Here is a 24,465-nt window from a genome sequence, read left to right on the forward strand (position 1 = left end):
CTAGAACCGCCCGCCGCCGCCGGAGAAGCCGCCGCCGGAGCCGCCGAAACTCGTTGAACTCCAACCGCCCCCGTGGCTGCCGCCGCCACTGCCGCCGCCGCGGATCATGCCCGACAAGATGCCGCCGATGATGATGCCGCCGATGTCGCCTGCGGTACTCGTACCGGATCCGGCGTAGGCCTGGCGTGCGGCGCGGACGTCGTTGTCGGCCAGGTTCTGGGCCTGCGCTGCCAGGGTGTCTGCGGCGTTGGCCTGGTCGATGGCCGCCGGCAGATCGGTGGCCTGTGCTGCCTGTGCGGCTTCGAGGCGGCGCTGCGCCTCGGCCAGCCTGGTGCGGGCTTCGGAGCCGACGCTGCCCCGGCGGGTGTCGATGAAATCCGAGACGCCGCGCACCCGGGACTGCGCCGCCAGCAGTGCCTGACCGTATGACTGCCGGAGCCGGTTCAGGGCAGCGGTTTCCTCCGAGATGGTCGCGAGGATCTTGTCGAGCTGCGAGTCGGCGGCGGTCAGTTGGGTGAAGGCGGTCAGCGGGTCGGCCGCGCCCGACGCCTGCGCGTTCGAAACCGCTTGTACCGCAGCGGTACGCGCGGCCGTCAGCTCGGTGTAGCGCGCGCCGGGCGGTATCGCCTCGGCGGCCGCGATGCCGTTCTGGATGTCGGTGATCGCGGCGGGCAGGGCGCTGATCGCATGGGCGATATCGGTCGCCGCACTGTCGACCGAATCGAGCAGCCGTTGCGCCTGGCCCACTGCGGATTCTGCGGCGCGGATGGCATTGACCAGGGCGGCCTGACTGTCGCCCGGCTTGCTGACCAACCCGCGCGCGGCGGTGATGTTCTGATCGGCGAACGCCAGGCGCTCTTTGGCGCCGTCCACATTGCCGGCCACCGACGCCAGCGCGGTCTCGGTGAACTGGCCGTGCAGCCCGGTCAGCGTCTTCTGTGCCGGCTCGATGCGTGCGGTCAGGGCGACCATCTGCTGGGTCAGCGCGTCCAGTCGGGTCGGCGCGTTGATGACCAGGTCGCGCATCTGATGGAACGCGGTGCGCCGGTCCTCGAGTTCCTTGTCGGCGCGGGCTGCCGAGACGATCACCTGGGTCAGCAGGTCGCGGCGTTGCTGCGGAGTTTCGGGCACGGCGTCGTCGAGCGTCTGGCGCACGCTGAACGCCTGTGCCATGGCGGCTTTCGCATTCTGTAGCGCAGTGATGAATGGCGCGGTGTCGCGCTCGCCGAACTCGCCGACGGCCAGGGCCAGCTCGTTGTCGCTGGTACGCACGGCGTTGTCGACCTCGACGAGGATCGACTTGGACAGGTCCTCCAACGTTTCCGGAGACATCTTCGCGAGGACTGCGGGATCGGTGGCGTCAGCCTGTTGCGCGGCGTTGAGGTCGGCCTGCCTGCGCTTCCGGCGACGACTCCGGGCCCACCAGATGAGTCCGGCGAACGCGACGCCGACGACCGCAAGCGTGATCACCAGTCCGACCCAGTTGAACGGCGCAGTCGACGCCCCCCGGAGCCCGTCTGCGGCAGCGACGGCCGCGCCCGCCCAGTCGCCGTCGTGCAGCTTGGCTTCGACGACATCCTGGCGCAGGCGGTCGACGTCCACATCGCCTGTCGCGGCCTCAGGCACCAGGAGCGCGTAGGCACGATCCTTGATCGCCACGGCAAGGATGGCATCGTGATTCCCCAGAAAGCTTTTGCGCCAGGTGCTTTCGGCCCAGTCGCGGGGACTGGACTCGGAGAAGGTGTCGACATAGACGACCCACAGCCGGGTTCCGCGCTTGTCGTACAGCTGTTGCACCGCGGCGGTGACGTCGCTGCGTTGTTGCCCATTCAGCGCACCGGCCTCGTCGGTGACGTAGTCCGGCAGCCGCATGGGTGGTTCGGCGCACGCGACCGGTGCCAGCAGCGTCCCCACCAACAGGACCGAAATCATCAGCCAGAGCACTCGCACGATGCGCATGCCGCTCAATGTAGTGACAGGGTATGTGGTAAGCGGACGCGACCGGGCTGGCAGACTTCGGCCGTGGGCATTGCAAGCGACGGATACAGCGACTTCGACCGGCAGCGGCTGGTCGGGGAGGGCACGAAGAGCGCCACGCTGCCCGGCACCGATTCCGGCCACCGCACGGATTTCGCGCGTGACCGGGCCCGCGTGCTGCACAGCGCCGCGCTCCGCCGACTCGCCGACAAGACCCAGGTCGTCGGGCCCCGCCAGGGTGAGACCCCGCGCACCCGGCTCACCCACTCGCTCGAAGTGGCCCAGATCGGGCGCCACATGGCCGTGGGGCTGGGCTGTGATCCCGACCTGGTCGACCTCGCCGGTCTGGCCCACGACATCGGCCACCCGCCCTACGGCCACAACGGCGAACGTGCGCTCGACGAGATCGCCAAACCGTTCGGCGGGTTCGAGGGGAACGCCCAGAACTTCCGCATCCTGACCCGGCTCGAACCGAAAATGCTTGACAGTGAAGGACGTTCGGCCGGCCTCAATCTGACCCGGGCTGCGCTGGACGCAGTGATCAAGTACCCGTGGTTCCGCGAGGACCGTGTGAAGTTCGGTTTCTACGACGACGACGCGGCCGCCGCGGCGTGGGTGCGCGAGGGCGCTCCCGCCGAGCGGCTGTGCCTGGAGGCCCAGGTCATGGACTGGGCCGACGATGTCGCGTACTCCGTACACGATGTCGAGGACGGCATCATCTCGGGCCGCATCGATCTGCGCGTCCTCGCCGACGCGGACGCGGCCGACACCCTGGCCCGCCTCGGTGCCCGCTCGCATCCGACGGTGACGCACGACGACATGCTGGCCGCCGCCGCGCGGTTGTCGCAGCTGCCCGTCGTCACCGCCGTCGGCAAGTACGACGGTTCGGTCGCGACGTCGGTGGCGCTCAAGCGGCTCACCAGTGAGCTGGTCGGCCGGTTCGCCAATGCCGCCGTCACCGAGACCAAGAAGCAGGCGGGCCGCGCGACGATGCGCCGTTTCGACGCCGAGCTCGCGGTACCGGCCCTGGTCCGGGCGGAGGTGGCGGTGCTCAAGATGCTGGCCCTGCAGTTCATCATGTCCGACCATCAGCACCTGCAGATTCAGGCCGACCAGCGCACCATGGTCCGCGAGGTCGCGCTGTCGCTGTGGGGTCAGGCCCCGGCGAGTCTCGACCCGCAGTTCGCCGCCGAGTTCGCCCTCGCCGACGACGACGGTGCCCGCCTGCGGGTTGTCGTCGACCAGATCGCGTCGTACACCGAGACCCGGCTGGAACGCGTCCACGAGGCGCGCTCGCCGCGGCCGCTGGACTGAATCCAGCTCCGCCTACACTGGGCGCGTGGCCGGCCGGATTCCTGATCGCGATATCGCGGCCATTCGTGAACGCACCCGCATCGAGGACATCGTCGGCGAGCACGTGCAGCTGCGCCGCGCGGGTGCCGACTCGCTCAAAGGGCTGTGCCCGTTCCACGACGAGAAGTCGCCGTCGTTCCACGTGCGGCCCAACCATGGGCTGTTCCACTGCTTCGGCTGCGCCGAGGGCGGCGACGTCTACGCGTTCGTGCAGAAGATCGAGCACGTCACCTTCGTCGAAGCCGTGGAGCTGCTCGCCGATCGGCTGAACTACACCATCAGCTACGAGGGGTCGTCGACCACCAACGTGCAGCGCGACAAGGGCAGCCGCAGCCGGCTGCTCGCCGCCAACGCCGCCGCGCAGGAGTTCTACGCCGAGGCGTTGCAGTCGGCCGAGGCCGCCGCCGCCCGCCAGTACCTCATCGACCGCAACTTCGACGCCGACGCGGCCAAGCGCTTCGGCTGCGGATTCGCGCCGTCGGGCTGGGACACCCTGACAAAACACCTGCTGCGCAAGGGATTCACGTTCAAGGAGCTGGAGGCCGCCGGGTTGTCCCGCGAGGGCCGCCGCGGTCCGATGGACCGGTTCCACCGCCGGCTGCTCTGGCCCATCCGGGGCGCGACGGGTGAGGTGATCGGGTTCGGCGCCCGTCGCCTGTTCGACGACGACCACATGGAAGCCAAGTACGTCAACACACCGGAAACGGTGTTGTACAAGAAATCACACGTGCTGTTCGGCCTCGACCTGGCCAAGCGTGACATCGCCAAAGGCCACCAGGCCGTCGTCGTCGAGGGTTACACCGACGTCATGGCCATGCACCTGTCCGGGGTGACCACCGCGGTCGCGTCGTGCGGTACGGCCTTCGGCGACGAGCACCTGTCGATGCTGCGGCGACTGATGATGGACGACAACTTCTTTCGCGGCGAGCTGATCTACGTGTTCGACGGTGACGCTGCCGGACGCGCCGCCGCCGTGAAAGCCTTTGAGGGCGAACAGAATCTGACCGGTCAGTCGTTCGTCGCGGTCGCCTCCGACGGCATGGACCCGTGCGATCTGCGGCTCAAGTCCGGCGACGGCGCGCTGCGGGACCTGGTGGCGCGCCGAACGCCGTTGTTCGAGTTCGTTATTCGCACCGCGCTCGAAGAGCACGACCTGGACAGCGCGGAGGGCCGCGTCGCCGCGCTGCGCCGGTGTGTGCCGTTGACGGCCCGGATCAAGGACCCCACCCTGCGTGACGAGTACGCCCGTCAGCTCGCCGGCTGGGTCGGTTGGGACGACGTGGCGCAGGTGATCGCGCGCGTGCGCGAGACCGCCAAGTCGGGTCCCGCGACGTCGAAGCGCGACGCCCGCCGCTCGTCGGCACCGGCGGCTCCGGCCGCGGCAGTGGGACGCCCGAATCCGAAAGACCCGACGCTGTGGCCGCAGCGCGAGGCACTCAAGTCGGCGCTGCAGTACCCGGCGATGGCCGGCCCGGTGTTCGACGGGCTGCCGGTCGACAGCTTCACCCATCCCGGGTACGCCGCCGTCCGGCAGGCGATCACCACGGCAGGCGGGACATCATCCGGCCTCGGTGGTGCGGACTGGATCGAGGCGGTCCGGACGGTCGAGCCGGCCGCCGCGAACCTGATCAACGAACTGTCTGTCGAGGCCTTCCAGGCCGAAGACGACAAGCTGCCGCGGTACATCGCGAGCGTCCTGGCCCGCCTGCAGGAGGTCTGGGTCGGCCGCGAGATCGCCGAGCTGAAGTCGAAACTGCAGCGCATGTCGCCCGTCGAGCAGAGCGACGAGTACCACGCGCTGTTCGGCGACCTCGTCGCCATGGAGCAGTACCGGCGCAGCCTGCTGCAGCAGGCCAGCGGCGACGACCTCAGCTGAGGCTTTTGTCTGCTGTAACGCGGGGAAGCGGTGTGCGCGATATGGTGGGGCAGAACCGACCCCAGGGGAGAGGCCAATCATGACCATCGGAGCAACCCGGCTCTTCGCCGCAGCAGCGCTCGTGGCCACCGCAGTGGCTGCCCCGGTCGTCGTCGCGCTGAGCAGTGCCCCGTCGTCACAGACGGCGGACGGCGGCTGCCTGGCCTGGTTCGGCAACAAGGAAGACGGCAACTGCATGGGCCGTTCCAATGGCCAGCCGGTCAACGTGGGCACGCCGTGGGGCATCTGGGGTCCGCAGGGCGGCCTCAGCAGCGGCCCGCTGCTGCCGGGCCAGACCTGGAACCAGCCGCTCGGCTGAGGCTTCTCGAACCGATAACCGCCCGATTTTCGGTCGGGTCAGTCGTGAATCGACTCCGGATGCAGCACTGCGGTCTGTGAGTCGATCGCCGTCAACCGCACCATGTTCGGGTCCGGTGACACCTTGTCGGCCAACTTGCGCCGGCCGGCATCCAGCACCGCCTTGGTCTTCGGGCTCTCGGTGATGGCGCGGTATGTGCCGGCGATCTGCTCGTAACGGCGACGGCCTGCTTTGGCTCCCAGAACATAGCCAACGGCCATGACGGCGACGGCTCGGATCACTGGACCCCTCCCTGATGACGGTGCTTGGCTCCATCCTGCCTCACGATCGCCGATGCGTCTGGCCCGACCGGCAGCTACCAGCCGATTCAAAGATCCGCACAGTCATGCGCTAGAGTCATGCCTCGGTTCAGGGACACGCGCCCGGGGCCTGAGCACAATCCCCTGTAGCTCAATTGGCAGAGCTCCCGACTGTTAATCGGGCGGTTATTGGTTCGAGTCCAATCGGGGGAGCAACGGTGACCAGCACGGAAGTGCTGGTCATTTTGCATTCCGGGGCGGCTGCATCGTCCTCGACTTCGAACCCTGCGTCGAGCGTGGGGCCTGACGTGATTTTTCCGGCGCGTCACCTCGAAAAGGCCCACGCTCGGTACGTGCCCAGAGTTTGGTGCCCACGCTCACGGGTACCCGCAATGCATGAACGAATCGCGTACCTCGGTCGGCGCCATGGTGCCGGGCCTGGTGACCATCGCCACGAGTTTCGTGGCCCTGGTCGTCGGAGCCGTCGCGATGGTGGCCGGATATCTGACGTTCGGCGCAGTGGCGATGATCGTGTCATTGGCCGCTGCGACGTTCGGCGCCGTGTGGTTGCTGTCGGGCATGCTGCTCAGCGAGCACCACCCGCACCTGCGTGGCCACCACGTCTGAGCCGTCGGCAGAACCCAAAAGCACTCGAGAAAAAGGCGTTTGAGCGCCTTTTCGGTGTGGCGTTGCCGCGCGCGGCAACCGAGTTCGACCGAGATCGCCGTCAACACGCCCACGCAGGCCTGATCGGTCTGCGGCGCAATGGGAAATAGGAGTACGGACGAAAGGGAGCGAATCTATGACGAACGTTTTGGAACAGATCAAGGGAGCGACCGCGTACGACCCGTCTGGCGAGAAGATCGGCAAGATCCACGAGCTCTATCTGGACGCACAGAGCAGGCAGCCCAAGTGGGCGTCGGTTCACACCGGCCTCTTCGGTATTTCGGAGTCGCTGGTTCCGCTGGCCGGTGCCCGGCCCGACGGCGACGATTCGGTACGGCTGGCCGTGGCGAAGAGCGCCGTCAAGAACGCCCCGCACGTGGACATCGGTGACCGGATCAGCCCGGCGGACGAAGCCACCCTGATGCAGTACTACGGGATGCGGTCCGATCGGCCCACGACCCCGCAGCCGGCGCAGGAGCCCGAGCCCGAGTCCCCGCCGTCCAATGGTGGCAAGCACCTGCGCGGCGCGGCACCGGCCCTCGGCGGGATCGGCGGTACCTCGGCGAACACGACGGCCCAGACCAACCCGACGACAACGCATACCGGGCCGGAGATGGTCCGCTCGGAGGAGCGTCTCGATGTGGGCACCGAGCGCACGGCGTCAGGCACGGCCCGCCTCAACAAGCATGTGGTGACCGAGCAACAGACGGTCCAGGTGCCCGTCACTCACGAGGAGGTGCGCGTGGAGCGTGCCGCCATCACCGACCCGGCGCAGGCCCGTGACACCGGACTCGCCGATGACCAACGCGAAGTGACACTGCACGAGGACAAGGTCGTCGTGAGCAAGGAATCGGTTCCTGTCGAACGGGTTCGACTGGCGGTCGACGAGGTCACCGAGAACAAGCAGGTCACCGAGAACGTCCGCCGCGAAGAGATCAACGCGGAAGGCGTGCACCGCCGTCAGCGCTGACCATCTCAGCCGACCGGAGTCGACGGGGCGGGGCCCAGATGCAGGATCGGAAACGGTCGCCCGTCGCCGTCGGTCTCCGACCGGCTCAGGGTGACGAAGCCGTGGCGGTGGTAGAAGCCGACCGCTTGCGGATTCTGCTCGTTGACGTCGACCAGGAGGCCCGGGTTCTTGGCCCGCGCATCGGCCAGCAGGACCGAGCCCGCGCCCCGACCACGATGCCGGTGGTCGATGAACAACATCTCCAGGTTCCCGCCGGCGACACCCGAGAAGCCCACCGGCACCCCGTCGGAGTCCGCGACGGTGAGGTCGACCATCTTCAGGTACTCCTCGGCAAGGCGCCGTTCGTAGAAGTCGATGTCGTCGGCGGTGAGGAAGTGGTGCGTGGCTTCGACCGCGCTACGCCAAATGCGTACCAGCTCCGGCCATTCCGCGGGTCCATGGCATGGCCGTAGTGAGAAGTCTTGCGTCGTGGTCACGTTCACAGGGTAGTGACAGGCAATGACGGGCTGGTGGCCTCACCAAGCCAGGACGTGCTGCGAGCCGGGGGCCGGTTCGTCGTCGGAGTCCGCCGGGGGAGTCAGTAGGTCGCCCCAATGCTTCAGTGCGGTTCGCATCGCGTCGGGGCGGGACCCGCCTGCCAGCCGCAGTGAATGGCCGCCCGACAGTTCGACCAGGGCCTCGGCCAGTACGTAGGGCGACATGTCGGAGTCGTGGGCGACCCCGATCAATTCGACGGCCGCGTCCTGCCATCGCCGCCGCTGAAGTCCGACCAGAACGCCGACGGCAAGGGCCAGTACGCGACGTTGCGCCTTGCTGCCCGCGGCCGGCCACGTGCCGCCGCCGTACAGTCCGGCGACGCCTCCGGGCAAATCACCGTCGTACTCAGGTGGTCCACCACCGACCGTGATCGACATGGCCATTGCTTACCCGCGCGACAGTGCCGCGAAACGCACAGCTATCCGGAGCGATGCAGGTGCACCGCCCCGGATGGTGATCTGACTACTTGTTGGTCGAAGCGGCCGTCTTCGGTCCGGTGTTCCTCGGCCCGGTGTTCTTCGGGGCTGAGTTAGTGGGCGCCGACTTCGTCTTCGGTGCCGGTTGCGACGGCTTTGCCTGCGTGGACGCTACCGGCGCCGCGGTGTCGGCAGTGGTCGTCGATGCTGTGGGCGCCAACGCCTTTGGTGTTGCCGTGCTCGATGCGGGTGCTGTCGAAGCGGCCGCGGTAACGGGTGTCGCGGTGACGGGTGTGGCCGAGGCGGGCGACGCCGCCTCAGTGGCCGTGGCCGACGTTGCCGGGGCGGGTGCGGTGGTGGCCACCGGGGTGACCGTGACGGGCAGGTTCGCCGGGTCGGCCGCGGGTGCGGTGGTGTCCGTCGTCTTCGCCGCTGCCGTGGTGCCACTGGCGGTTGTGTCCGTCGTCGTCGACAGTGCCTGGCCGGCAAGCGTATTGGTGGTGGCGCTGAGCGTCGTCATCGCTGCCGTGGGACTCGGGACTGTCGTCGGGTCCGGCGCACCGATCGGCTTCTGCGGATGCGTCGCCGTCCATTGGGCGATGACGTTCGCGGCGGGCTTCGGCGTCCAATCCGTTTGGAAGACACCGAGAGTGTCCTGGTCGCTGGTGCTGCCGGTGTTCCGGTCACGGGTGGTGTAGATGAACATCGGCCCCGTGTAGTTGATGCTGCTCCACGAGTTCAGGAAGTTGGAGATGAACGCCGCCTGCGTGTTGTTGTCGACGACCGAGGTCGGCTCTCCGTACTCGGTGGCCCAGATCTGCTTGCTGCCGTCGCCGGCCGCGACCATCTCCTGATGAATCGTCGCGAGCTGGTTGATCGGGGCCATCGGCCCGTACGGCGTGCCGTTCCCGAAGGGCACCTGGTACTGGTACGGGTGGAACGAGAGCGCGTCGAAATACCCTTGGGCTCCGTTGTCGTACATGCCCTGGACGTATGACGCCGCGTTGATGGCCAGGCCAGGGGTATCGGTGACCCAGCCGACCACGCCGCCGATCACCGTCGCGTTCGGGTCAGCGGCCTTGATCGCCGGATATGCCGCCTGCAACAGCCTGGTATACGCCGCGGGATCGGGTGTCGGGTACCAGGAGGGCGCCGCGTTGGGCTCGTTCCACACCTCGTAGGCCGACACCTTGCCGGCGTAGCGCTCCGCCACTGCGCTGACGAATTGCGCGTACTGCGCGTTGTCGGCCGGCGGCGCGGCCACGGCCGGATAACCGGGCTGCACCGCCCACGCCGGCGTCGCGTTGAGCACGCCGAGGATGCCCATGTTGCGCTCGGCGGCAGCGTTCACCAGGGTGTCGACGGTGCTCCAGTTCCAATAGCCCGGTGCGGGCTCGATGTTGTTCCACGGGAGCAGAATCCGCACGTTCTGCACGCCGAGGGACTGCATCTCGTCGAGTGTCTTGTTGATGTCGGCAGTCGACATACCGATGATGTCCGAATCGGCGAAACCCACTGTCGTGTTCGATTCGGTGATCGCCGCGGACAGCAAATAGGGCACCGGTCCGGGACCGGTGCCCACGCTCGCAAAAATCAGGCCTGCAACCCCGACCGGCAATGCCGCCGAGATTGCCACCTTCACACCGGTCTTCATCACCGGCCGTTGCTGTTGACCTCGCTTCTGTCTATGCCACATCGAATTACCCCTAACCACAATCGATTTCGCGCCCGGCTAACCCCGCTCGGGCGTCAAACACAAGGTTTGGGTGCCCCGTGCAAAGTGTGGGCAAACCAGGTTGCTGTCAAAAAGCTTGGTGCGCTTGGCCGTAGGCTGGCCGCATGCGGTCCATCGGCTACACCTCGGCGTTCGTCCTGCTCGCGGCCTCTGCCCTGCTCACCGCCGGATGTGGCTGGAGTCCGAAAGGCCCGGACCCGGTGCCTCAGGCCGACAAGTGCACACCCGCCGACGGACCGGCGCAGAACGTCGTGACCGCGGCCATCTACGCGCTGCCGGCACCGCCGTCGGGCAAATGGACTCAGATGAGCAGCGGCCACACCGCGAACTGCGCGTTGTACTGGGTGCAGGTCGGGCAGAACAATTCGACGCCCGACAGCCTGCAGCAGGTGGTGTTCTTCAACAAGAACACGATGATCGGCACCCCGACGCCGAATGCGCGGCCGTACATCACCGTGACCGCGAGCGCTCCGGACAGTGCGACGGTGCAATACCAATGGCAGCAGGGCAAGGATCAGCCGGGGATGCCGACCGGTATCGGCAGTGTGCGGTTCACCGTCGACGGCGGTGCGCTCAAGGCGCTGGACCCGATTCCCGGGCCGTGAGCGTCAGTGCGCGGCGAGCAGGCCGCGCATGATCTGGACGGCGGCGGCCAGGGTGTCCCGGTCGGTGCTGTCGAGTTCCGCCAGGAACGGGTCGATGGCGTTTCCGCGGTCGGCGCGAACCTGCGCCAGGGTGGCGATGCCCTGCGGCGTGATGCTGATGAGGACGGCGCGGGCGTCGTCGGGGTCGACGGTGCGGGACACCAGTCCGGCGTCCTCGAGGCGACGGACCTGGGTCGTCATCGTGGGCTGTGAGCAGTGGTCGAGCGCGGCGAGATCGGAGATGCGGGCGCGGCCCTCGGCTTCGATGGTGGAGAGCAAGCGGGCCTGCGCGAAGGGCAGCGGGAGCCGGACGCGCTGATTGGCCAGGCGGTTGATGCGTGCGACGACGGCGAGCAGATCCGAGGCGAGGGTCGTTTCGGTCGCCGGTGCAACGGTCATGTTCCACATGGTTTCATAGATTCTCTATGTAGTCGAACCTGTCATCGAGAGTGGTGACGGTCACAACACCGTCGAGTTTACCCGTCTACGCAGCTGGCAGAATTGTGCAATGACTGCTGCCGGCACCAGAGACAAGGCCGGTCCCCTCAATCCGGGCGAGTACGCCCAGGCCGCTGTGATGGCGGCACTGAGCGCGGCCACCGCCATCATCGCCGTCGTCGTCCCGTTCGCCGCGGGGCTCGGCATGCTGGGCACGGTCCCGATGGGACTGCTGGCCTACCGCTACCGGATTCGGGTGCTGGTCGCCGCGACCATCGCCGGCAGCACCATCGCATTCCTCATCGCCGGCATGGGCGGTCTGATGACTGTGGTGTTCTGTGCCTACATCGGCGGCCTGACGGGCATCGTCAAGCGCACGGGCCGCGGCATCGCCACCGTCCTGTGGGCGTCGGTCGTCGCGGGCGCCGCATTCGGCGCGTATGTCATCGCCATCCTGCTGCTGGTGGGACGGCTGCGGGAGCTGATCTTCGCGTCGATGACCTCGAACATCAACGGCATCGCCAACATCATCGGGGCGGTGCCCGGCGGGGAGCGGGCCGCCGAGGATTTGCGTACCGGGTTCGCCGCGTTCCTGCACTACTGGCCGCTGCCGATCATGCTCTCGGTGATCCTGCACATCCTGTTCGTCACCCTGCTGGGCTGGTGGGCGCTGTCGCGGGTCTTGAAGCGGCTCTACGGGATTCCCGATGTGCACAAACTCGACACCGTCGAATCCTCCGGTCTGGTGGCGCCGGTCCCGGCACGCCTGCGCGATGTCCGATTCCGGTACCCGGGTACCAATCGAGACGCGCTCGGCCCGGTGAGCATGGACATCAACGAAGGCGAGCACGTCGCCGTCACCGGCGCCAATGGATCGGGCAAGACGACACTGATGCTCACGCTTGCGGGCCGCGCGCCGACGGCGGGCAAGATCGACCGGCCGGGTGCGGTCGGCCTCGGCCGAGCCGGCGGCACCGCGGTCGTCATGCAGCATCCCGAGAGCCAGGTGCTCGGCACCCGCGTGGCCGACGACGTGGTCTGGGGGCTGCCGTCGGGGACGACGATCGACGTCGAACGGCTGCTGGGTGAGGTCGGTTTGAGCGGCATGGCCGACCGGGACACCGGTGGCCTGTCGGGCGGCGAGCTGCAACGCCTCGCCGTCGCCGCGGCCCTGGCGCGCGAACCGGCACTGCTGATCGCCGACGAGGTCACGAGCATGGTCGACCAACAGGGGCGCGACGTGCTGCTCTCCGTGCTGTCCGACCTGACCCGGCACCACCGCACCTCGCTGGTGCACATCACGCACTACAACGACGAAGCCGACTCGGCCGACCGGGTTGTCCGGCTGGACGGCGCCAGCGACAACATCGAGATGGTCGCGACCGCTCCGGTGCCGATCGTGGCCGACGGCAGCGAACCCGACGGCCCGGCGGTGCTCGAGGTCCAGGGTGTGGGTCACCAGTACGGCAGCGGGACGCCGTGGGAATCAACGGCTTTGCGCGATATCAGCTTCACCGTCCATGAGGGCGAGGGTGTGCTGATCCACGGGCTCAACGGCTCCGGCAAGTCCACGCTGGCCTGGATTCTGGCCGGTCTCACCGTGCCCACGACCGGCAGCTGTCTGCTCGACGGCAAACCGGTCTCGGATCAGGTTGGTGCCGTGGCGATCTCGTTCCAGGCGGCGCGGCTGCAGTTGATGCGGTCGCGCGTCGGTGCCGAAATCGCGTCGGCCGCGGGCTTCTCGAAGCGCGACACCGCCCGGATCGCCGAGGCGCTCGCGATGGTCGGGCTCGACCCCGAGCTGGCCGACCGTCGCATCGATCAGCTCAGCGGCGGCCAGATGCGCCGGGTCGTGTTGGCGGGGCTGCTGTCTCGTCGTCCGCGCGCCCTGATCCTCGACGAGCCGCTGGCCGGGCTGGACGCCGCGAGCCAGCGCGGCCTGGTGACGTTGCTCGCCGAGCTGCGCCGGACCACGGGGCTGACGGTCGTCGTCATCTCGCACGACTTCGCCGGGCTCGACGAACTCTGTCCGCGCATCCTGCATCTGCACCGCGGCGAGCTCGCCGACCAGTCGGCGCAAGCACCGCTCACTGCGGGAGGACGTTCATGACGGCCCCAGCCGCCCAGCGCCGGTCCATGGTGCTGCTGCGTCCCGTGCCCGGAACGTCGCCCATCCATAGGCTGTGGGCCGGCACCAAACTCATCGTGGTGGCGCTGATCGGCGTCGTTCTGACGATCTATCCCGGTTGGGTGCCCATCGGGTTGGTCGCGCTTCTGGTGCTGCTGACGGCGTGGCTGGCGCACATCCCGCGCAGCGTGCTGCCCTCGGTGCCGCGCCTGGTCTGGGTGCTGCTGCTGCTCGGCGGCGGCACGGCTGCCCTTGCCGGTGGCGACCCGTTCCTCGACGTCGGATCGCTACATCTCGGACTGGGCGGCCTGCTGAACTTCCTGCAGATCACGGTGCTGTCGATCGTGCTGCTGGGACTGGGCGGCCTGGTCTCGTGGACCACCAATGTCGCCGAGATCGCGCCTGCCGTGGCGACTTTGGGCCGGCCGCTGAAGTGGCTGCGGATACCCGTCGACGAGTGGGCCGTGACATTGGCCCTGGGACTGCGCGCCTTCCCGATGCTGATCGACGAATACCGCGTGCTGTTCGCGGCCCGCCGGTTGCGGCCAAAGGTGCGGCCGGAGACTCGCCGGGAGCGCAGTCGGCAGCGTCGCGCCGAGATCGTCGACCTGCTGGCCGCCGCGATCACGGTAGCGCTGCGCCGCGGCGACGAGATGGGTGACGCCATCACCGCGCGTGGAGGGGTGGGCCAGATCGTCGCGAGTCCGGCGCGCCCGGGCCGAGCCGACGCGGTGGCGTTGCTGATGGTCGTCGCGATGTGTGTGTTGTCGCTGTGGGTTGAGGCGGCCACGCCGCTGGCCACCCACCGGTTCTAGCGCTCGGCCGCGGCGTTGGCCGCGCGCTGCGCGGCGGTCAAGGTCGATGCGACCGGCGCGCGGCCGAGGAACATCTCGTCGAAAAACGGTCTGATGGCCAGGAATCCGGCCGGGAAGCCCGCGCCGCCGGGTGCCGGGAGACGGGGGCCGTTCAGCACCGAGAAGAACGGCTGCACGTCGACACCGCGCCGTTTCCAGTAGTCGAAGTAAACCGGTTGGGCGGCCAGCACGGCGGGCACTGCCGCGCCTTTGGCGCCCAGGAACGCGTTTCCGTCGGCGCTGCCCATCCACTGCAGAACTGCCCGCACCACATCGGGATGGCGAGTGGCCGAATTGGCCGCGGCGGCAATCCCGTTGGTGACGCTGACGCGGCCTGCCGGTCCGCTGGGCAGCATCGCCACGCCCCATCGGAAGCGCGCCTGATCGGCGATGGCGGCCAGGTTGTAGGTGCCCGACTGGAACAGCGCCATGCGGCCCTGCAGGAACTGGTTGCGGGAGAAGTCGCCGTTGCCGTTGGTGTCGGCGGCCGAGGGGGAGACGTGGTCGGCGTTGATCAGCCGCACCAAGTACTCGAAAGCCTCTCGGGCTCCCGGATTGTCGAACGCGAACCGGTCACCATCGCTGAAGGTGCCGCCCGCCGAGCCGATGTAGTTGAGATAGATGCCCTGCAGATCGTTGGCGGCGTTGTAGCCCCACTGCCGGACCTGCTCGGGGTCGAATGCCGGTGTGCCGGCCTGGTTTCCGTGCCGGTCCAGGGTCAGCCGGGACAGCAGCGGACGCAGCGTGTCATCGGCGCCGGGGGACCAGCGCAGCGTGTTCAGGTCGGCGGGCTCGATTCCGGCGGCCGCCAGCAGGTCCGCGTTGTAGTACACCGCGATGCCGCCGTCGGTCAGTTGCGGTACCGCCCACAGGGCCCCGTCACGCGTGAACTGCTGGTTCACCGACCGGTCCCAGGCGCCGGCGGTGTCGCGGCCCAACAACTTTCCGATGTCGAGCAGTCGGCCGGTGTCCGCGTAGCCGGCCAGGTAGGCGTTGGACAGCCAGAAGATGTCGTCAGCGCCGCCGCCGGCGACATCGGTGCGCAGCGAATCGAAGTACGACGCGTAGGCGACGACGTCGACCCGGACCTCGATGCCCGGATGCCGGCGGGTGAACTCCGCGAAGGACGACCGGTACGCCGCCGCGACCTGCGCGTCCCACAGCCGAACCGTGACAACGGTTTTCCCGGTGTCCTGCGTCCGGCCCAGGATTACGGCGGCCACCAGCAGCACCGCCATGGTGGCGGCCAGGGCGATGACGAACCGGGTCGAGAACTTCATTTCAAGCCGGTGACGACGATGGAGCGGACGATGTGCCGGCCCAGCACGCTGAAAAGGAGGATCAGCGGCACGATCGCGACGGTCGTCGCGGCCAGCACCACGGTCCACTGGGCGTCGAACTGGGATTGCAGCCCTGCGGTGGCGACGGTCAGCACGCGCCACGACGAGCCGCTCGTGATCACCAGCGGCCACATGAAGCTGTTCCATTGCGAGACAACGGTGATCAGTCCCAGCGTGACCAGAATCGACCGGCTGGCCGGCAGCACCACGTGCACGATGACGTCCAGTGTGCCGGCACCGTCGATGCGGGCGGCGCGGATGAGGTCGGCCGGGATGGACCGGAAGTACTCGCGCAGCAGAAAGATCGCGTAGGGCGAGCCGAACATGAACGGCAGCACCAACGCCCAGAAGGTGTTGCGCAGCCCGGCCTCGGCCATCATGAGATACAGCGGCACGACCGTCACTGTCGCGGGCACCATCAGGGTCGCCAGGTACAACCAGAACAGGGTGTCGCGTCCCGGAAATTCGAGCCGCGCGAAGGCGTACGCGGCGGTCACCGAGAAGGCCAGCTGGCCCAACAGGATCACCGCGGTCATCAATGCGGTGACCAGTGCGGCACGGCCGAAGCCGGCGTCGGACAAGGCGGTGTAGTTGGCGAGCGTCGGTGGATTCGGCAGGGACAGCGGCGATTCGGTGTTGAACTGGCGGGCCGAGGTGAACGACGTCAGCAGGCCCAGGCCGAACGGCACCAGGGTGATGGCGGCGGCGAGCACCAGCACCGTATAGATGAGTGCGTTACGTGAGGTCATAGCTGACCCGCCGGCGGAAGTAGATGTGCTGCACCAGGGTGATGCCAAGTAGCAGGGCGAACAGGATCAGGGCCATGACCGCGGCGCGGCCCACGGCTGCCGAGCCGAATGCCTCCGCATAGATGCGGTGGGCGATCAGGTCGGTGCGGCCCTCGGGGCCGCCGCCCGTCAGCGCGTAGACGGTGTCGAAGACCTGCGCCGCGCTGACGATGCCCGTCACCAGGACGAAGAACAGTGTCGGGCGCAGCATCGGCAGGGTGATGCGGCGGAACCGTTGCCAGGCCGTCGCCCCGTCGATGCGGGCCGCGTCGTGAACGTCGTTGGGGATAGCCAGGATTCCGGCGAGGAAGAAGAGCGTCACGTAGCCGACGTTGGTCCACACCGTCACCGCCGAAACCAGCGGGAGCGCCAGTGTGGGGTCCGTCAGCCATTCGATGCGGTGCCCGAGCACGGTGCTCACCGCGCCGTCCGTGGGGCTCAGAATCCAGCGCCACAGCACCGCGATCGCCAGCGGCGAGCAGATCCACGGCAGGACGTACAGCGTGCGGAAGAAGCCGGTGCCCGGCAGTCCGCGGGCCAGCAGCATTGCGGCAAGCAGACCCAGCACCGTCTGGACCGGGACCACCAAGGCAACGAAACCCAGTGTCACCGCCATCGAGCGGCCGAATGTCGGGTCGGTCAGCACGGTGCGCCAGTTGTCCAGCCCGACGAATCGGATGGGCCCCAGCAGGTCCCAGTGCTGCAGGCTCAGCCAGCCGACGACCAGCATGGGGAGCAGCAGGAACATCACCACGCCGAACAGGCTGGGGGCGAGCAGCGCATAGCCGGTCAGGGTGTCCCGAAACCTGCGGCGTGCCACCGGATCATTAAAGCGTGCGGTGCTACTACGGTGTAGCCGTGACTGCGCTGCGACGGGTTGACGCCGACTTCCTGGCCTTGCCGCGCCATTTGCTGGCCGAGGCCGCGGTGTCGGCCGCGCTGGCTGCCGGTGCGAGCTACGCCGACCTCCGGATTCACCGGATCACCACCGAACACATCCAGCTGCGTGACGGCGAGCTGGAATCCTCGGTGGTCAACCGCGAGATCGGGCTGGCGGTCCGGGTGATCGTGGACGGCACCTGGGGTTTCGCCTCGCACGCCGAGCTGACGCCCGAGGTCGCGGCCGAGACCGCCCGTCGCGCCGTGCAGGTCGCCGTGGCGCTGGCGCCGCTCAATGCCGAGCGCATCGAGCTGGCGCCCGAGCCGGTTTACGCCGACGTGTCCTGGGTGTCGCCGTACCGCATCGACCCGTTCGAGGTCACCGCCGCCGACAAGATCGCGCTGCTGGGCGAGTACTCGGGCCGGTTGCTCGCATCCGACGGGGTGGACCACGTCTCGGCGGGTCTGCAGGCCGTCAAGGAGCAGGTGTTCTACGCCGACGCGTTCGGTTCGTCGATCACCCAGCAGCGGGTACGGGTGCAGCCGACGCTCGAGGCCGTCGCGGTTGATGCCGCGGCCGGTGCCTTCGAAACGATGCGGACGCTGGCGCCGCCGACGGCCCGCGGCTGGGAGGCCGTCGCCGGTGACGAGGTCTGGGACTGGACAACCGAATTGGCGGAGCTGCCGACGCTGTTGGCCGAGAAGGTCAAGGCGCCGAGCGTGACGGCCGGTCCCACCGATCTGGTGATCGACCCGACCAACCTGTGGCTGACCATCCACGAATCCATCGGCCACGCCACCGAATACGACCGGGCCATCGGCTACGAAGCGGCCTACGCCGGCACGTCGTTCGCCACCCCGGACAAGCTGGGGACCATGCAATACGGGTCGCCGATCATGAACGTCACCGCGGACCGCACCGTCGAACACGGCCTGGCGACCATCGGATTCGACGACGAAGGCGTCCGCGCGCAGAGCTGGGACCTGGTGCGCGACGGCGTCTTCGTCGGGTACCAACTGGACCGGGTGTTCGCGCCGAAGCTCGGGGTCAGCCGGTCCAACGGCTGCTCGTACGCGGATTCACCGCATCACGTGCCGATCCAACGGATGGCCAACGTCTCGCTGCAGCCGGGTACCGACGATCTCAGCACCGACGATCTGATCAGCCGGGTCGAGAACGGCATCTACATCGTCGGCGACAAGTCGTGGTCAATCGACATGCAGCGGTACAACTTCCAGTTCACGGGGCAGCGGTTCTTCAAGATCCGCGACGGCAAGCTGGACGGCCAGGTGCGCGACGTCGCCTACCAGGCCACCACCACCGACTTCTGGGGATCGATGGAAGCCGTTGGCGGAGAGTCGACATGGCGTCTCGGCGGCGCGTTCAACTGCGGCAAGGCGCAGCCCGGCCAGGTGGCCGCCGTCAGCCACGGCTGCCCGTCCGCGCTCTTCCGTGGAATCAATGTGCTCAACACGCGAACTGAATCGGGGCGTTGATGATCACTGCACCGCAGGTTGTCGACCTGGTGCTGGCCGAGGCCGCCCTCCGGGGCCGGGCCGACGAGACCATCGTCCTGGTGACCGACAGGTCCACCGCGTCATTGCGCTGGGCCCGCAACACCATGACCACCAACGGCGAGTCGGTGAGTCGCGAGACCACCGTCATTTCGATTGTCCGCGAAGGGGATAAGGCCCGGGTCGGCGCGGTGAAGTCCAGTGAGGTCGATCCGTCGACCATCGCGGGTCTGGTGGCGGCGTCGCAGGATGCCGCGCAGGCGGCGCCCGAGGCCCGCGACAGCGCGCCGGCGCTGGCCGGCGTGGAGACGTCCGACGACTGGGACGCACCGTCGCCGTTGACCGGCGCCTCGGTGTTCGGGAACGTCGCCGCCCGTCTGGTCGACGGCTTCCACCGCAGCGACGCGTTGTACGGGTTCGCGCGGCACGAACTCGACACCACGTACCTGGCCACCTCGGGTGGCATCCGGCGGCGGTTCACTCAACCGACCGGCTCGGTGGAGATCAACGCCAAAAGGGATGGCGCCAGCGCCTGGGCGGGCGTCAGCACCGCCGACTTCGTTGATGTACCAGTCGATTCCATGCTCGACGACCTGTGCCTGCGTCTCGGCTGGGCCTCTCGGACCGTCGAGTTGCCCGCCGGCCGGTACGAGACGCTGATGCCGCCGTCGACCGTCGCGGACATGATGATCTACCTCGGCTGGAGCATGGACGGCCGCGGCGCACAGGAGGGCCGCACCGCGCTGTCGGCGCCGGGCGGCACCCGGGTGGGGGAGAAGCTCACCGACCTCGGGCTGACCCTGTACTCGGATCCTGTTGCGCCCGGTCTGGATTGCCTGCCGTTCGTGGCGACGTCGAGCTCGTCGGAGCGGGTGTCGGTGTTCGACAACGGACTGGACATCGGGCGCGTCGACTGGATTCGCGACGGTGTCGTGAACGCACTGGCGTATCCGCGTTCGGCCGCAGCGGAATTCGACGCGCCCGTGGCGGTGCCGGCAGACAACCTGCTGATGACCGGCGGCTCGGTGAGCCTGTCCGACATGATCGCCGGCACCGAACGCGGCCTGCTGCTGACCACGCTGTGGTACATGCGCGAAGTCGATCCGACGGTGCTGCTGCTGACCGGTCTGACGCGCGACGGCGTCTACCTCATCGAGGACGGGGAAGTGACGGCCGCGGTCAACAACTTCCGGTTCAACGAGAGTCCGCTGGATCTGCTGCGGCGCGCCACCGAGGCCGGCGTCAGCGAGACCACCCTGCCCCGCGAGTGGGGTGACTGGGCCACCCGGGCGCAGATGCCGTCATTGCGCATTCCGGACTTCCACATGTCGTCGGTCAGTCAGGCGCAATAACTTTCAGCGCCGTCGCGACGTCCTCGTCGGTGGTCGCCCACGAGCAGACGAACCGGACGATCGGTCGCAGTGGGTCGGGAGCGTGGACGGCGAACCGTTCCCTGACGCGCGCTGTGGACGCGGCGTCGAGGATGACGAACACCTCGTTGGCCTCGGTCGGCGCAGCCAGTTGCAGTCCCGCCTCGGCGAACCCGGCGCTCAATGTCGCGGCCATGCGGTTGGCGTGGGCCGCGGTCTGTAACCAGAGACCGTCGTGCAGCATGGCCTCGAACTGAGCCGAGATGAAGCGGTGCTTGCTGGCGAGGTGACCGATCTGCTTCTGCACGAAGCGAATTCCCTCGAAATGTTCGGGCCGGCGGATCAGTACCGCGTCACCGAACAGCATGCCGTTCTTGGTGCCGCCGACGGTGACGATGTCGGCGTCGCCGATGGCCTCCTTCGGGCTGATGCCAAGGGCGGCAATGGCGTTGGCGATGCGGGAGCCGTCCACGTGCACCAGCAGGTCGTGTTGGTGGGCGTAGTCGATGAACTCCGTCAGCGCTGCGGGCGACCAGACGCGCCCGTTCTCGGTCGACTGGGTGATGGTGACGATGCGCGGCTGGGAGTGGTGCACCTCGCCGCGGCGGGCGATGTGCCGATCCAGCTCCTGCGGTGAGATCAGGCCGTCATCACTGGGTAGCGGTGTCAGTTGTGCCGCGGCGATTCGCACCGGCCCACCCGCTTCGTCGAGCAGTGAGTGCGCAATATCGCTGCACAGAATTTCCTGCCAGGGCCGCACTGCCGAAGCCAGCGCGATGATGTTGGCCGCGGTGCCGGTCAGCGCGAACAGCACGTCGGCGTCGGGGGCCTCGAAGGTCGCTTTGAGCGCCTGCGCTGCGCGTTCGGTGCTGGGATCGGTGCCGTACGAGCTCACTGGGCCCTGGTTGGCGGCGACGATGGCCTCGATCACCCGCGGGTGAGCACCAGCAGCGTTGTCGGAGGCGAATGCGGCCGAGACGGTCGAACTCATGCGTCGATCGTCTCATCGCGGCAATAATCCGGAGTGTGGAGGAGCTACTGACGTCCCTGATCGCATTGTCGCCGCCCGCCGAACGGCGGCTCAATGCGGCGATGCGGCAGACGTGTGCCGAGACCCTGGGCCTTGCGCCGTTGCCCTATGAAGAGGTGTTCGGGCCCGTGTCCGACGTCGAGCCGCTGGTGGCCGAGTTCGCCGAGCAGTTCAGCACCGACGTGTCGGTGATCTCTGTGGCTCAGCGTGAACAGCTCACTGCGGCGCTGGGCGCCAACAGTTTTCGCATCGTGGCGTTGATGTACATCGCGGACTTCGTGCCGCGGGTGCGGGCCGGATTCGCGGCACTTGGGCTGCCGCCGATCGCCGATCCCGACGGCTGGGACCACTCCACTGACCCGGTGGACCTGCTGTTGAACCGCTTCGCAAGTTCGGTAGGGGCGCGACGTGAGCTCGATCCGGTGATGACCGAGGTCGTGCGGCTGCGCGGCGCGGCCGCGCACAACTGCCGGCTGTGCAAGTCGCTGCGTGAGGGCACGGCGCTGGATGCCGGCGGCAATGAATCGCTGTACTCGGAGATCGAACTGTACGAGTCGTCGACGCTGCTCGACGACAGGCAGAAGGCCGCGTTGCGCTACGTCGACGCCCTGGTGTGGACGCCGTCGCGGATACCGGCCGACGTCGCGGCGGGGGTTCGGTCGCACTTCTCGGACGCCGAGGCCATCGAGATCACCCTCGACGCGATGCGCAACGGCATCAACAAGATCGCCGTCGCTTTGGGTGGCGACGCGCCGCGGGTCAGTGAGGGCACCGAGCGCTATCTGCTCGGAGCCGACGGGCAGCCGGTGTTCTCTTAGGAGTTCTTCTGGAAGCGCACTGAAAAACTTTGGTCACTTTGTTAGCGCTGGTCACAATGGGTAACTAGCGTCACATTCCCGGCGGTTTCTTGTCGGTGCTTCGAACTAATGTTCGATGTATGGGATTGACCGATCCAGCCGCTGTCGAGGAGGCCTACGCCGCCTACGAGGCCGCGCAGGCTCGGCTCGCGTCCCTGGACTACACCGGCCTGGATGTGCGGACATTGCTGGAGTTGCAGTCCCGCCGCGAAACTCTGAAGTGCGCCGCCGAAGCGGTCGATCACCAGATCCTGGCCGCCACGCAGTCTCAGGTCACGGCCCGGGAGTTGGGGGCGAAGAACTGGGCCGAAGTGCTGCGTATCCGGTTACGCGTGGATACCACTGAAGCCAATCGTCGGGTCCGCGACGCCCAGCATTTGGCGCCCCGCACCGGGTTGACCGGGGAGTCGTTGCCGCCGCTGTGGGAGTTTGTCGCCGCGGCCCAGGCCGAGGGCATGATCAACACCGAGCACGTGAAGGTGATCGGCCAGTTCATCAACAAACTCCCCGGGTGGGTCGACCCCACCACCAGCAGACAGTTCGAACAGTCCCTGGTTGCTGGGGCACGGCACCAGACCCCGGAAGAACTGCGGGCGGCGGCTGAGGCGCTGCTCTACCTGCTCGATCAGGACGGGCCGCTACCCGATGACGCCGAACGCGCCCGCAAACGCAGCTTCCGCATCGGCAAACAACAACCCGACGGCATGTCCAAAGTGGACGGCTGGCTCGACCCCGAAGCACGCGCCACCCTCGAAGCAGTCCAGGCCAAACTCGGCGCCCCCGGCATGTGCAACCCCGCCGACCCCACACCGTGCCAGTCCGGTACGCCTACCCAGGCCCAGATCGACAACGACACCCGCAGCGCCGACCAACGCAACCACGACGCCCTCGCCGCCATGGGTCGCATCGCCCTCGGAACCGACCTCGGCGACCACAACGGCCTACCTGTCGTCATCGCGGCCACCTGCACTGTCGCCGAATTGGAGCGCGGCACCGGCCACGCACTCACCCTCACCGGCAGCCGGTTACCGATCTGCGATCTCATCCGCATGGCTGCCCGCGGCGCCGACCACTACCTCGTCGTCTTTGACGACCACACCGAACAACCGCTGTACATGGGCCGAGCGCGTCGCACCGCCACTGTGGCGCAACGATTCGCCCTCTTCGCCCGCGACCTGGGCTGCACCAAACCCAACTGCACCGTCCCCGCCTCGCGTTCTCAGGCCCATCACGTCGACACTGACTGGCGCGATGATGGCCCCACCGACATCACCAACCTCGCCCTCGCCTGCGGCTGCGACAATCGCCTCGCCGACACCGGCGGCTGGAGCACCACCATGGCCAACGGCCGCGCTCACTGGACCCCACCACCACTGTTGGACGTCGGCCAACCACGGACCAACCAATATCACCACCCCACGTTGTACCCGGCCGAGGGTGAGGACGCCGATGGCGAAAGTGGCAGTCCCGCAAACTGATCCGGCATTCCGCCGCGGCATCCAGAGCCGCGACGGCAGTGCCACGTGCGCCGCTACGAATCGCTCGTTGACGATGCGACTCGCGGAGACGCAGTGAGTGCCGCTCGACTCCTTCGACGGCGTAGCGCCCGTAGCGCGTCAGCCCTTGAAGTAGACGATCTGGTGGGTACTGGCGAGCAGCGCGCCATCGCGAGCCCACACATGCGCGCTCTGGTCGAAGTACCCGTCCGAGAAGCGGTTTGCGTGCGCACTGCCCAACACGTAATCACCGCCGATGCTTTCGAGCTCCTGCCCATTGGCATGGAAGTACGTGGTGAGTGAGATCGTGCCGGCCGGAAAGAATCCACCGCGCCGCAGGAAAACCCGGGGATAGAAGATGTCGGACATCGCGGCCAGGGCGGCGAAGTCGATGCCGCGCTCGTTGGCGTCTCGCACCCACAGCGTCGTCCGTGACGACTCGCTGGGCTCGGCATCCTCTGCCGGAAAAGGGTTTTCGGTGAAACGCATGTCGTATTGGCTGACCCACGGCAGGGGAGGGCCGCTGATTTCGATCCCTTCGGGTCCAGGCGTACTCGGCATGCGCGACTCGTCGTCCGACCAGGTGTCGCGGCGGATGCCGAAAACCATGGTGGCGGTGGTCTTGATGTCGCCGTCCTGGCTGAGTTCGGCGATCCAGTGCTGGTTCGTGCGGTTGGTGCGGGCCGGCTTCAGCGAGATGTCAAACTCGCCGTCGACGATGGGCGCCGCGAAGTTGACCGTGAGCGCCAGCGGTTCACCGATGCGGTCGGGCCGCAGCTCGACCGCGTGCAACAGCGTCGCCGCGGTGATGCCGCCGAACGGGCCGACCATGTTCGCCCAGTCCGGGTGCGTCTGCCCACGCATGCGCTTGTCATCGACGGGCTGCAGGTCCAGGGCTTTGTCGAACGAATGAGAGCCGGTCACGTTCAACATGATGCC

General features: G+C 67.8%; 23 protein-coding genes and 1 tRNA gene. 13 read left to right on the plus strand and 11 right to left on the minus strand.

Translation table 11 applies throughout. From position 1 onward, the window contains the following. Nucleotides 1–1,959, minus strand: a complete 1,959-nt coding sequence (locus tag BR47_RS0110270; RefSeq protein WP_029119442.1) for a TPM domain-containing protein — start codon at nt 1,957–1,959, stop codon at nt 1–3. A gap of 63 nt (nt 1,960–2,022) precedes the next feature. On the opposite strand from BR47_RS0110270, the gene BR47_RS0110275 reads away from it, so the two are divergent. The 3 genes from BR47_RS0110275 (at nt 2,023) to BR47_RS0110285 (ending at nt 5,564) form a co-directional block, all read left to right on the plus strand. Next, complete coding sequence (locus tag BR47_RS0110275) at nt 2,023–3,291, plus strand: deoxyguanosinetriphosphate triphosphohydrolase (protein ID WP_020102074.1); 1,269 nt, start codon at nt 2,023–2,025, stop codon at nt 3,289–3,291. Nucleotides 3,292–3,316: 25 nt separating this feature from the next. Then, entirely contained in the window at nt 3,317–5,206 is a 1,890-nt protein-coding gene (gene dnaG / locus BR47_RS0110280) for a DNA primase (RefSeq protein ID WP_020102073.1), read from the plus strand. Between the two features lie 79 nt (nt 5,207–5,285). Next, nucleotides 5,286–5,564 (plus strand): DUF7155 family protein, encoded by a 279-nt coding sequence (locus tag BR47_RS0110285; protein WP_029119443.1) that lies wholly within the window; start codon nt 5,286–5,288, stop codon nt 5,562–5,564. Nucleotides 5,565–5,602: 38 nt separating this feature from the next. On the opposite strand, the gene BR47_RS0110290 is transcribed toward BR47_RS0110285, so the two are convergent. Further along, nucleotides 5,603–5,845 (minus strand): hypothetical protein, encoded by a 243-nt coding sequence (locus BR47_RS0110290; protein ID WP_020102071.1) that lies wholly within the window; start codon nt 5,843–5,845, stop codon nt 5,603–5,605. A gap of 158 nt (nt 5,846–6,003) precedes the next feature. Here BR47_RS0110290 and BR47_RS0110295 point away from each other — a divergent pair. From BR47_RS0110295 to BR47_RS0110305, 3 genes are all read left to right on the plus strand, one after another. After that, nucleotides 6,004–6,076, plus strand: a tRNA-Asn gene (locus BR47_RS0110295). Between the two features lie 183 nt (nt 6,077–6,259). Then, nucleotides 6,260–6,490, plus strand: coding sequence for a hypothetical protein (locus tag BR47_RS30190; protein WP_036426998.1), 231 nt, complete (start codon nt 6,260–6,262; stop codon nt 6,488–6,490). Nucleotides 6,491–6,665: 175 nt separating this feature from the next. Further along, complete coding sequence (locus BR47_RS0110305; RefSeq protein WP_029119444.1) at nt 6,666–7,499, plus strand: PRC and DUF2382 domain-containing protein; 834 nt, start codon at nt 6,666–6,668, stop codon at nt 7,497–7,499. A gap of 5 nt (nt 7,500–7,504) precedes the next feature. Here the strand turns inward: BR47_RS0110305 and BR47_RS0110310 are convergent, their stop codons facing one another. The 3 genes from BR47_RS0110310 to BR47_RS0110320 form a co-directional block, all read right to left on the minus strand. Continuing rightward, the gene (locus tag BR47_RS0110310) at nt 7,505–7,981 is read right to left on the minus strand and encodes a GNAT family N-acetyltransferase (RefSeq protein WP_020102068.1); all 477 of its coding nucleotides are present in this window, start codon (nt 7,979–7,981) and stop codon (nt 7,505–7,507) included. Nucleotides 7,982–8,014: 33 nt separating this feature from the next. After that, nucleotides 8,015–8,413, minus strand: coding sequence for a hypothetical protein (locus BR47_RS32030; RefSeq protein ID WP_138158351.1), 399 nt, complete (start codon nt 8,411–8,413; stop codon nt 8,015–8,017). Between the two features lie 85 nt (nt 8,414–8,498). Then, nucleotides 8,499–10,106, minus strand: coding sequence for a cellulase family glycosylhydrolase (locus BR47_RS0110320; RefSeq protein ID WP_029119445.1), 1,608 nt, complete (start codon nt 10,104–10,106; stop codon nt 8,499–8,501). A 185-nt stretch (nt 10,107–10,291) separates the two neighbouring features. Here BR47_RS0110320 and BR47_RS0110325 point away from each other — a divergent pair, with 185 nt between their 5' ends. Then, on the plus strand, nt 10,292–10,792 hold the full coding sequence (locus BR47_RS0110325; protein WP_020102065.1) for an LppP/LprE family lipoprotein: 501 nt from the start codon (nt 10,292–10,294) through the stop codon (nt 10,790–10,792). Nucleotides 10,793–10,795: 3 nt separating this feature from the next. On the opposite strand, the gene BR47_RS0110330 is transcribed toward BR47_RS0110325, so the two are convergent. Beyond that, complete coding sequence (locus tag BR47_RS0110330; RefSeq protein ID WP_081831248.1) at nt 10,796–11,239, minus strand: MarR family winged helix-turn-helix transcriptional regulator; 444 nt, start codon at nt 11,237–11,239, stop codon at nt 10,796–10,798. 100 nt (nt 11,240–11,339) lie between these two features. Between BR47_RS0110330 and BR47_RS0110335 the strand changes: the two genes are divergently transcribed. Then, nucleotides 11,340–13,379: an ATP-binding cassette domain-containing protein gene (locus BR47_RS0110335; RefSeq protein WP_029119447.1), complete on the plus strand. Its 2,040-nt coding sequence runs from the start codon at nt 11,340–11,342 to the stop codon at nt 13,377–13,379. After that, nucleotides 13,376–14,212 carry a CbiQ family ECF transporter T component gene (locus tag BR47_RS0110340; protein WP_029119448.1) on the plus strand — a complete coding sequence of 279 codons (837 nt, stop codon included), beginning with the start codon at nt 13,376–13,378 and terminating at the stop codon, nt 14,210–14,212. The genes BR47_RS0110335 and BR47_RS0110340 overlap by 4 nt, the downstream gene beginning before the upstream one ends. Here BR47_RS0110340 and BR47_RS0110345 read toward each other — a convergent pair. The 3 genes from BR47_RS0110345 to BR47_RS0110355 are packed head-to-tail and all read right to left on the minus strand — an operon-like array spanning nt 14,209 to nt 17,199. Further along, nucleotides 14,209–15,531: an ABC transporter substrate-binding protein gene (locus tag BR47_RS0110345; protein ID WP_029119449.1), complete on the minus strand. Its 1,323-nt coding sequence runs from the start codon at nt 15,529–15,531 to the stop codon at nt 14,209–14,211. The two genes, BR47_RS0110340 and BR47_RS0110345, sit on opposite strands and share 4 nt — an antisense overlap. After that, nucleotides 15,528–16,340, minus strand: coding sequence for a carbohydrate ABC transporter permease (locus BR47_RS0110350; protein ID WP_029119450.1), 813 nt, complete (start codon nt 16,338–16,340; stop codon nt 15,528–15,530). Before BR47_RS0110350 ends, BR47_RS0110345 begins: the two co-directional genes overlap by 4 nt. Next, on the minus strand, nt 16,327–17,199 hold the full coding sequence (locus tag BR47_RS0110355; RefSeq protein WP_029119451.1) for a carbohydrate ABC transporter permease: 873 nt from the start codon (nt 17,197–17,199) through the stop codon (nt 16,327–16,329). Before BR47_RS0110355 ends, BR47_RS0110350 begins: the two co-directional genes overlap by 14 nt. 38 nt (nt 17,200–17,237) lie before the next feature. Between BR47_RS0110355 and BR47_RS0110360 the strand changes: the two genes are divergently transcribed. Together BR47_RS0110360 and BR47_RS0110365 are read left to right on the plus strand one after the other, a co-directional pair. Beyond that, complete coding sequence (locus BR47_RS0110360; RefSeq protein ID WP_029119452.1) at nt 17,238–18,755, plus strand: TldD/PmbA family protein; 1,518 nt, start codon at nt 17,238–17,240, stop codon at nt 18,753–18,755. Further along, the gene (locus BR47_RS0110365) at nt 18,755–20,125 is read left to right on the plus strand and encodes a metallopeptidase TldD-related protein (protein WP_029119453.1); all 1,371 of its coding nucleotides are present in this window, start codon (nt 18,755–18,757) and stop codon (nt 20,123–20,125) included. Before BR47_RS0110360 ends, BR47_RS0110365 begins: the two co-directional genes overlap by 1 nt. Here the strand turns inward: BR47_RS0110365 and BR47_RS0110370 are convergent. Then, nucleotides 20,109–21,134 carry a threonine aldolase family protein gene (locus BR47_RS0110370; protein WP_029119454.1) on the minus strand — a complete coding sequence of 342 codons (1,026 nt, stop codon included), beginning with the start codon at nt 21,132–21,134 and terminating at the stop codon, nt 20,109–20,111. The genes BR47_RS0110365 and BR47_RS0110370 overlap by 17 nt on opposite strands. A gap of 14 nt (nt 21,135–21,148) precedes the next feature. Between BR47_RS0110370 and BR47_RS0110380 the strand changes: the two genes are divergently transcribed. Both BR47_RS0110380 and BR47_RS0110385 read left to right on the plus strand, forming a co-directional pair. Then, complete coding sequence (locus BR47_RS0110380; protein WP_029119455.1) at nt 21,149–21,991, plus strand: carboxymuconolactone decarboxylase family protein; 843 nt, start codon at nt 21,149–21,151, stop codon at nt 21,989–21,991. 119 nt (nt 21,992–22,110) lie between these two features. Then, nucleotides 22,111–23,508: an HNH endonuclease signature motif containing protein gene (locus tag BR47_RS0110385; RefSeq protein WP_051634717.1), complete on the plus strand. Its 1,398-nt coding sequence runs from the start codon at nt 22,111–22,113 to the stop codon at nt 23,506–23,508. Between the two features lie 138 nt (nt 23,509–23,646). On the opposite strand, the gene BR47_RS0110390 is transcribed toward BR47_RS0110385, so the two are convergent. Further along, nucleotides 23,647–24,450: an acyl-CoA thioesterase gene (locus BR47_RS0110390; protein ID WP_029119457.1), complete on the minus strand. Its 804-nt coding sequence runs from the start codon at nt 24,448–24,450 to the stop codon at nt 23,647–23,649. Nucleotides 24,451–24,465 lie beyond the last annotated feature (15 nt).

The sequence above is a fragment of the Mycobacterium sp. UNC410CL29Cvi84 genome, assembly GCF_000686745.1.
Classification (GTDB): domain Bacteria; phylum Actinomycetota; class Actinomycetes; order Mycobacteriales; family Mycobacteriaceae; genus Mycobacterium; species Mycobacterium mucogenicum_B.

What these genes read in the sequence shown, in the direction of transcription:
- BR47_RS0110330 (WP_081831248.1), bottom strand. Translation starts at nt 11,239, where the DNA reads ATGTGGAACATGACCGTTGCACCGGCGACCGAAACGACCCTCGCCTCG.
- BR47_RS0110335 (WP_029119447.1), top strand. Translation starts at nt 11,340, where the DNA reads ATGACTGCTGCCGGCACCAGAGACAAGGCCGGTCCCCTCAATCCGGGC.
- BR47_RS0110285 (WP_029119443.1), top strand. Translation starts at nt 5,286, where the DNA reads ATGACCATCGGAGCAACCCGGCTCTTCGCCGCAGCAGCGCTCGTGGCC.
- BR47_RS0110370 (WP_029119454.1), bottom strand. Translation starts at nt 21,134, where the DNA reads ATGAGTTCGACCGTCTCGGCCGCATTCGCCTCCGACAACGCTGCTGGT.
- BR47_RS0110270 (WP_029119442.1), bottom strand. Translation starts at nt 1,959, where the DNA reads ATGCGCATCGTGCGAGTGCTCTGGCTGATGATTTCGGTCCTGTTGGTG.
- BR47_RS0110340 (WP_029119448.1), top strand. Translation starts at nt 13,376, where the DNA reads ATGACGGCCCCAGCCGCCCAGCGCCGGTCCATGGTGCTGCTGCGTCCC.
- BR47_RS0110350 (WP_029119450.1), bottom strand. Translation starts at nt 16,340, where the DNA reads ATGACCTCACGTAACGCACTCATCTATACGGTGCTGGTGCTCGCCGCC.
- BR47_RS0110320 (WP_029119445.1), bottom strand. Translation starts at nt 10,106, where the DNA reads ATGAAGACCGGTGTGAAGGTGGCAATCTCGGCGGCATTGCCGGTCGGG.
- BR47_RS30190 (WP_036426998.1), top strand. Translation starts at nt 6,260, where the DNA reads ATGAACGAATCGCGTACCTCGGTCGGCGCCATGGTGCCGGGCCTGGTG.
- BR47_RS0110385 (WP_051634717.1), top strand. Translation starts at nt 22,111, where the DNA reads ATGGGATTGACCGATCCAGCCGCTGTCGAGGAGGCCTACGCCGCCTAC.
- BR47_RS0110365 (WP_029119453.1), top strand. Translation starts at nt 18,755, where the DNA reads ATGATCACTGCACCGCAGGTTGTCGACCTGGTGCTGGCCGAGGCCGCC.
- BR47_RS32030 (WP_138158351.1), bottom strand. Translation starts at nt 8,413, where the DNA reads ATGTCGATCACGGTCGGTGGTGGACCACCTGAGTACGACGGTGATTTG.
- BR47_RS0110325 (WP_020102065.1), top strand. Translation starts at nt 10,292, where the DNA reads ATGCGGTCCATCGGCTACACCTCGGCGTTCGTCCTGCTCGCGGCCTCT.
- BR47_RS0110305 (WP_029119444.1), top strand. Translation starts at nt 6,666, where the DNA reads ATGACGAACGTTTTGGAACAGATCAAGGGAGCGACCGCGTACGACCCG.
- BR47_RS0110345 (WP_029119449.1), bottom strand. Translation starts at nt 15,531, where the DNA reads ATGAAGTTCTCGACCCGGTTCGTCATCGCCCTGGCCGCCACCATGGCG.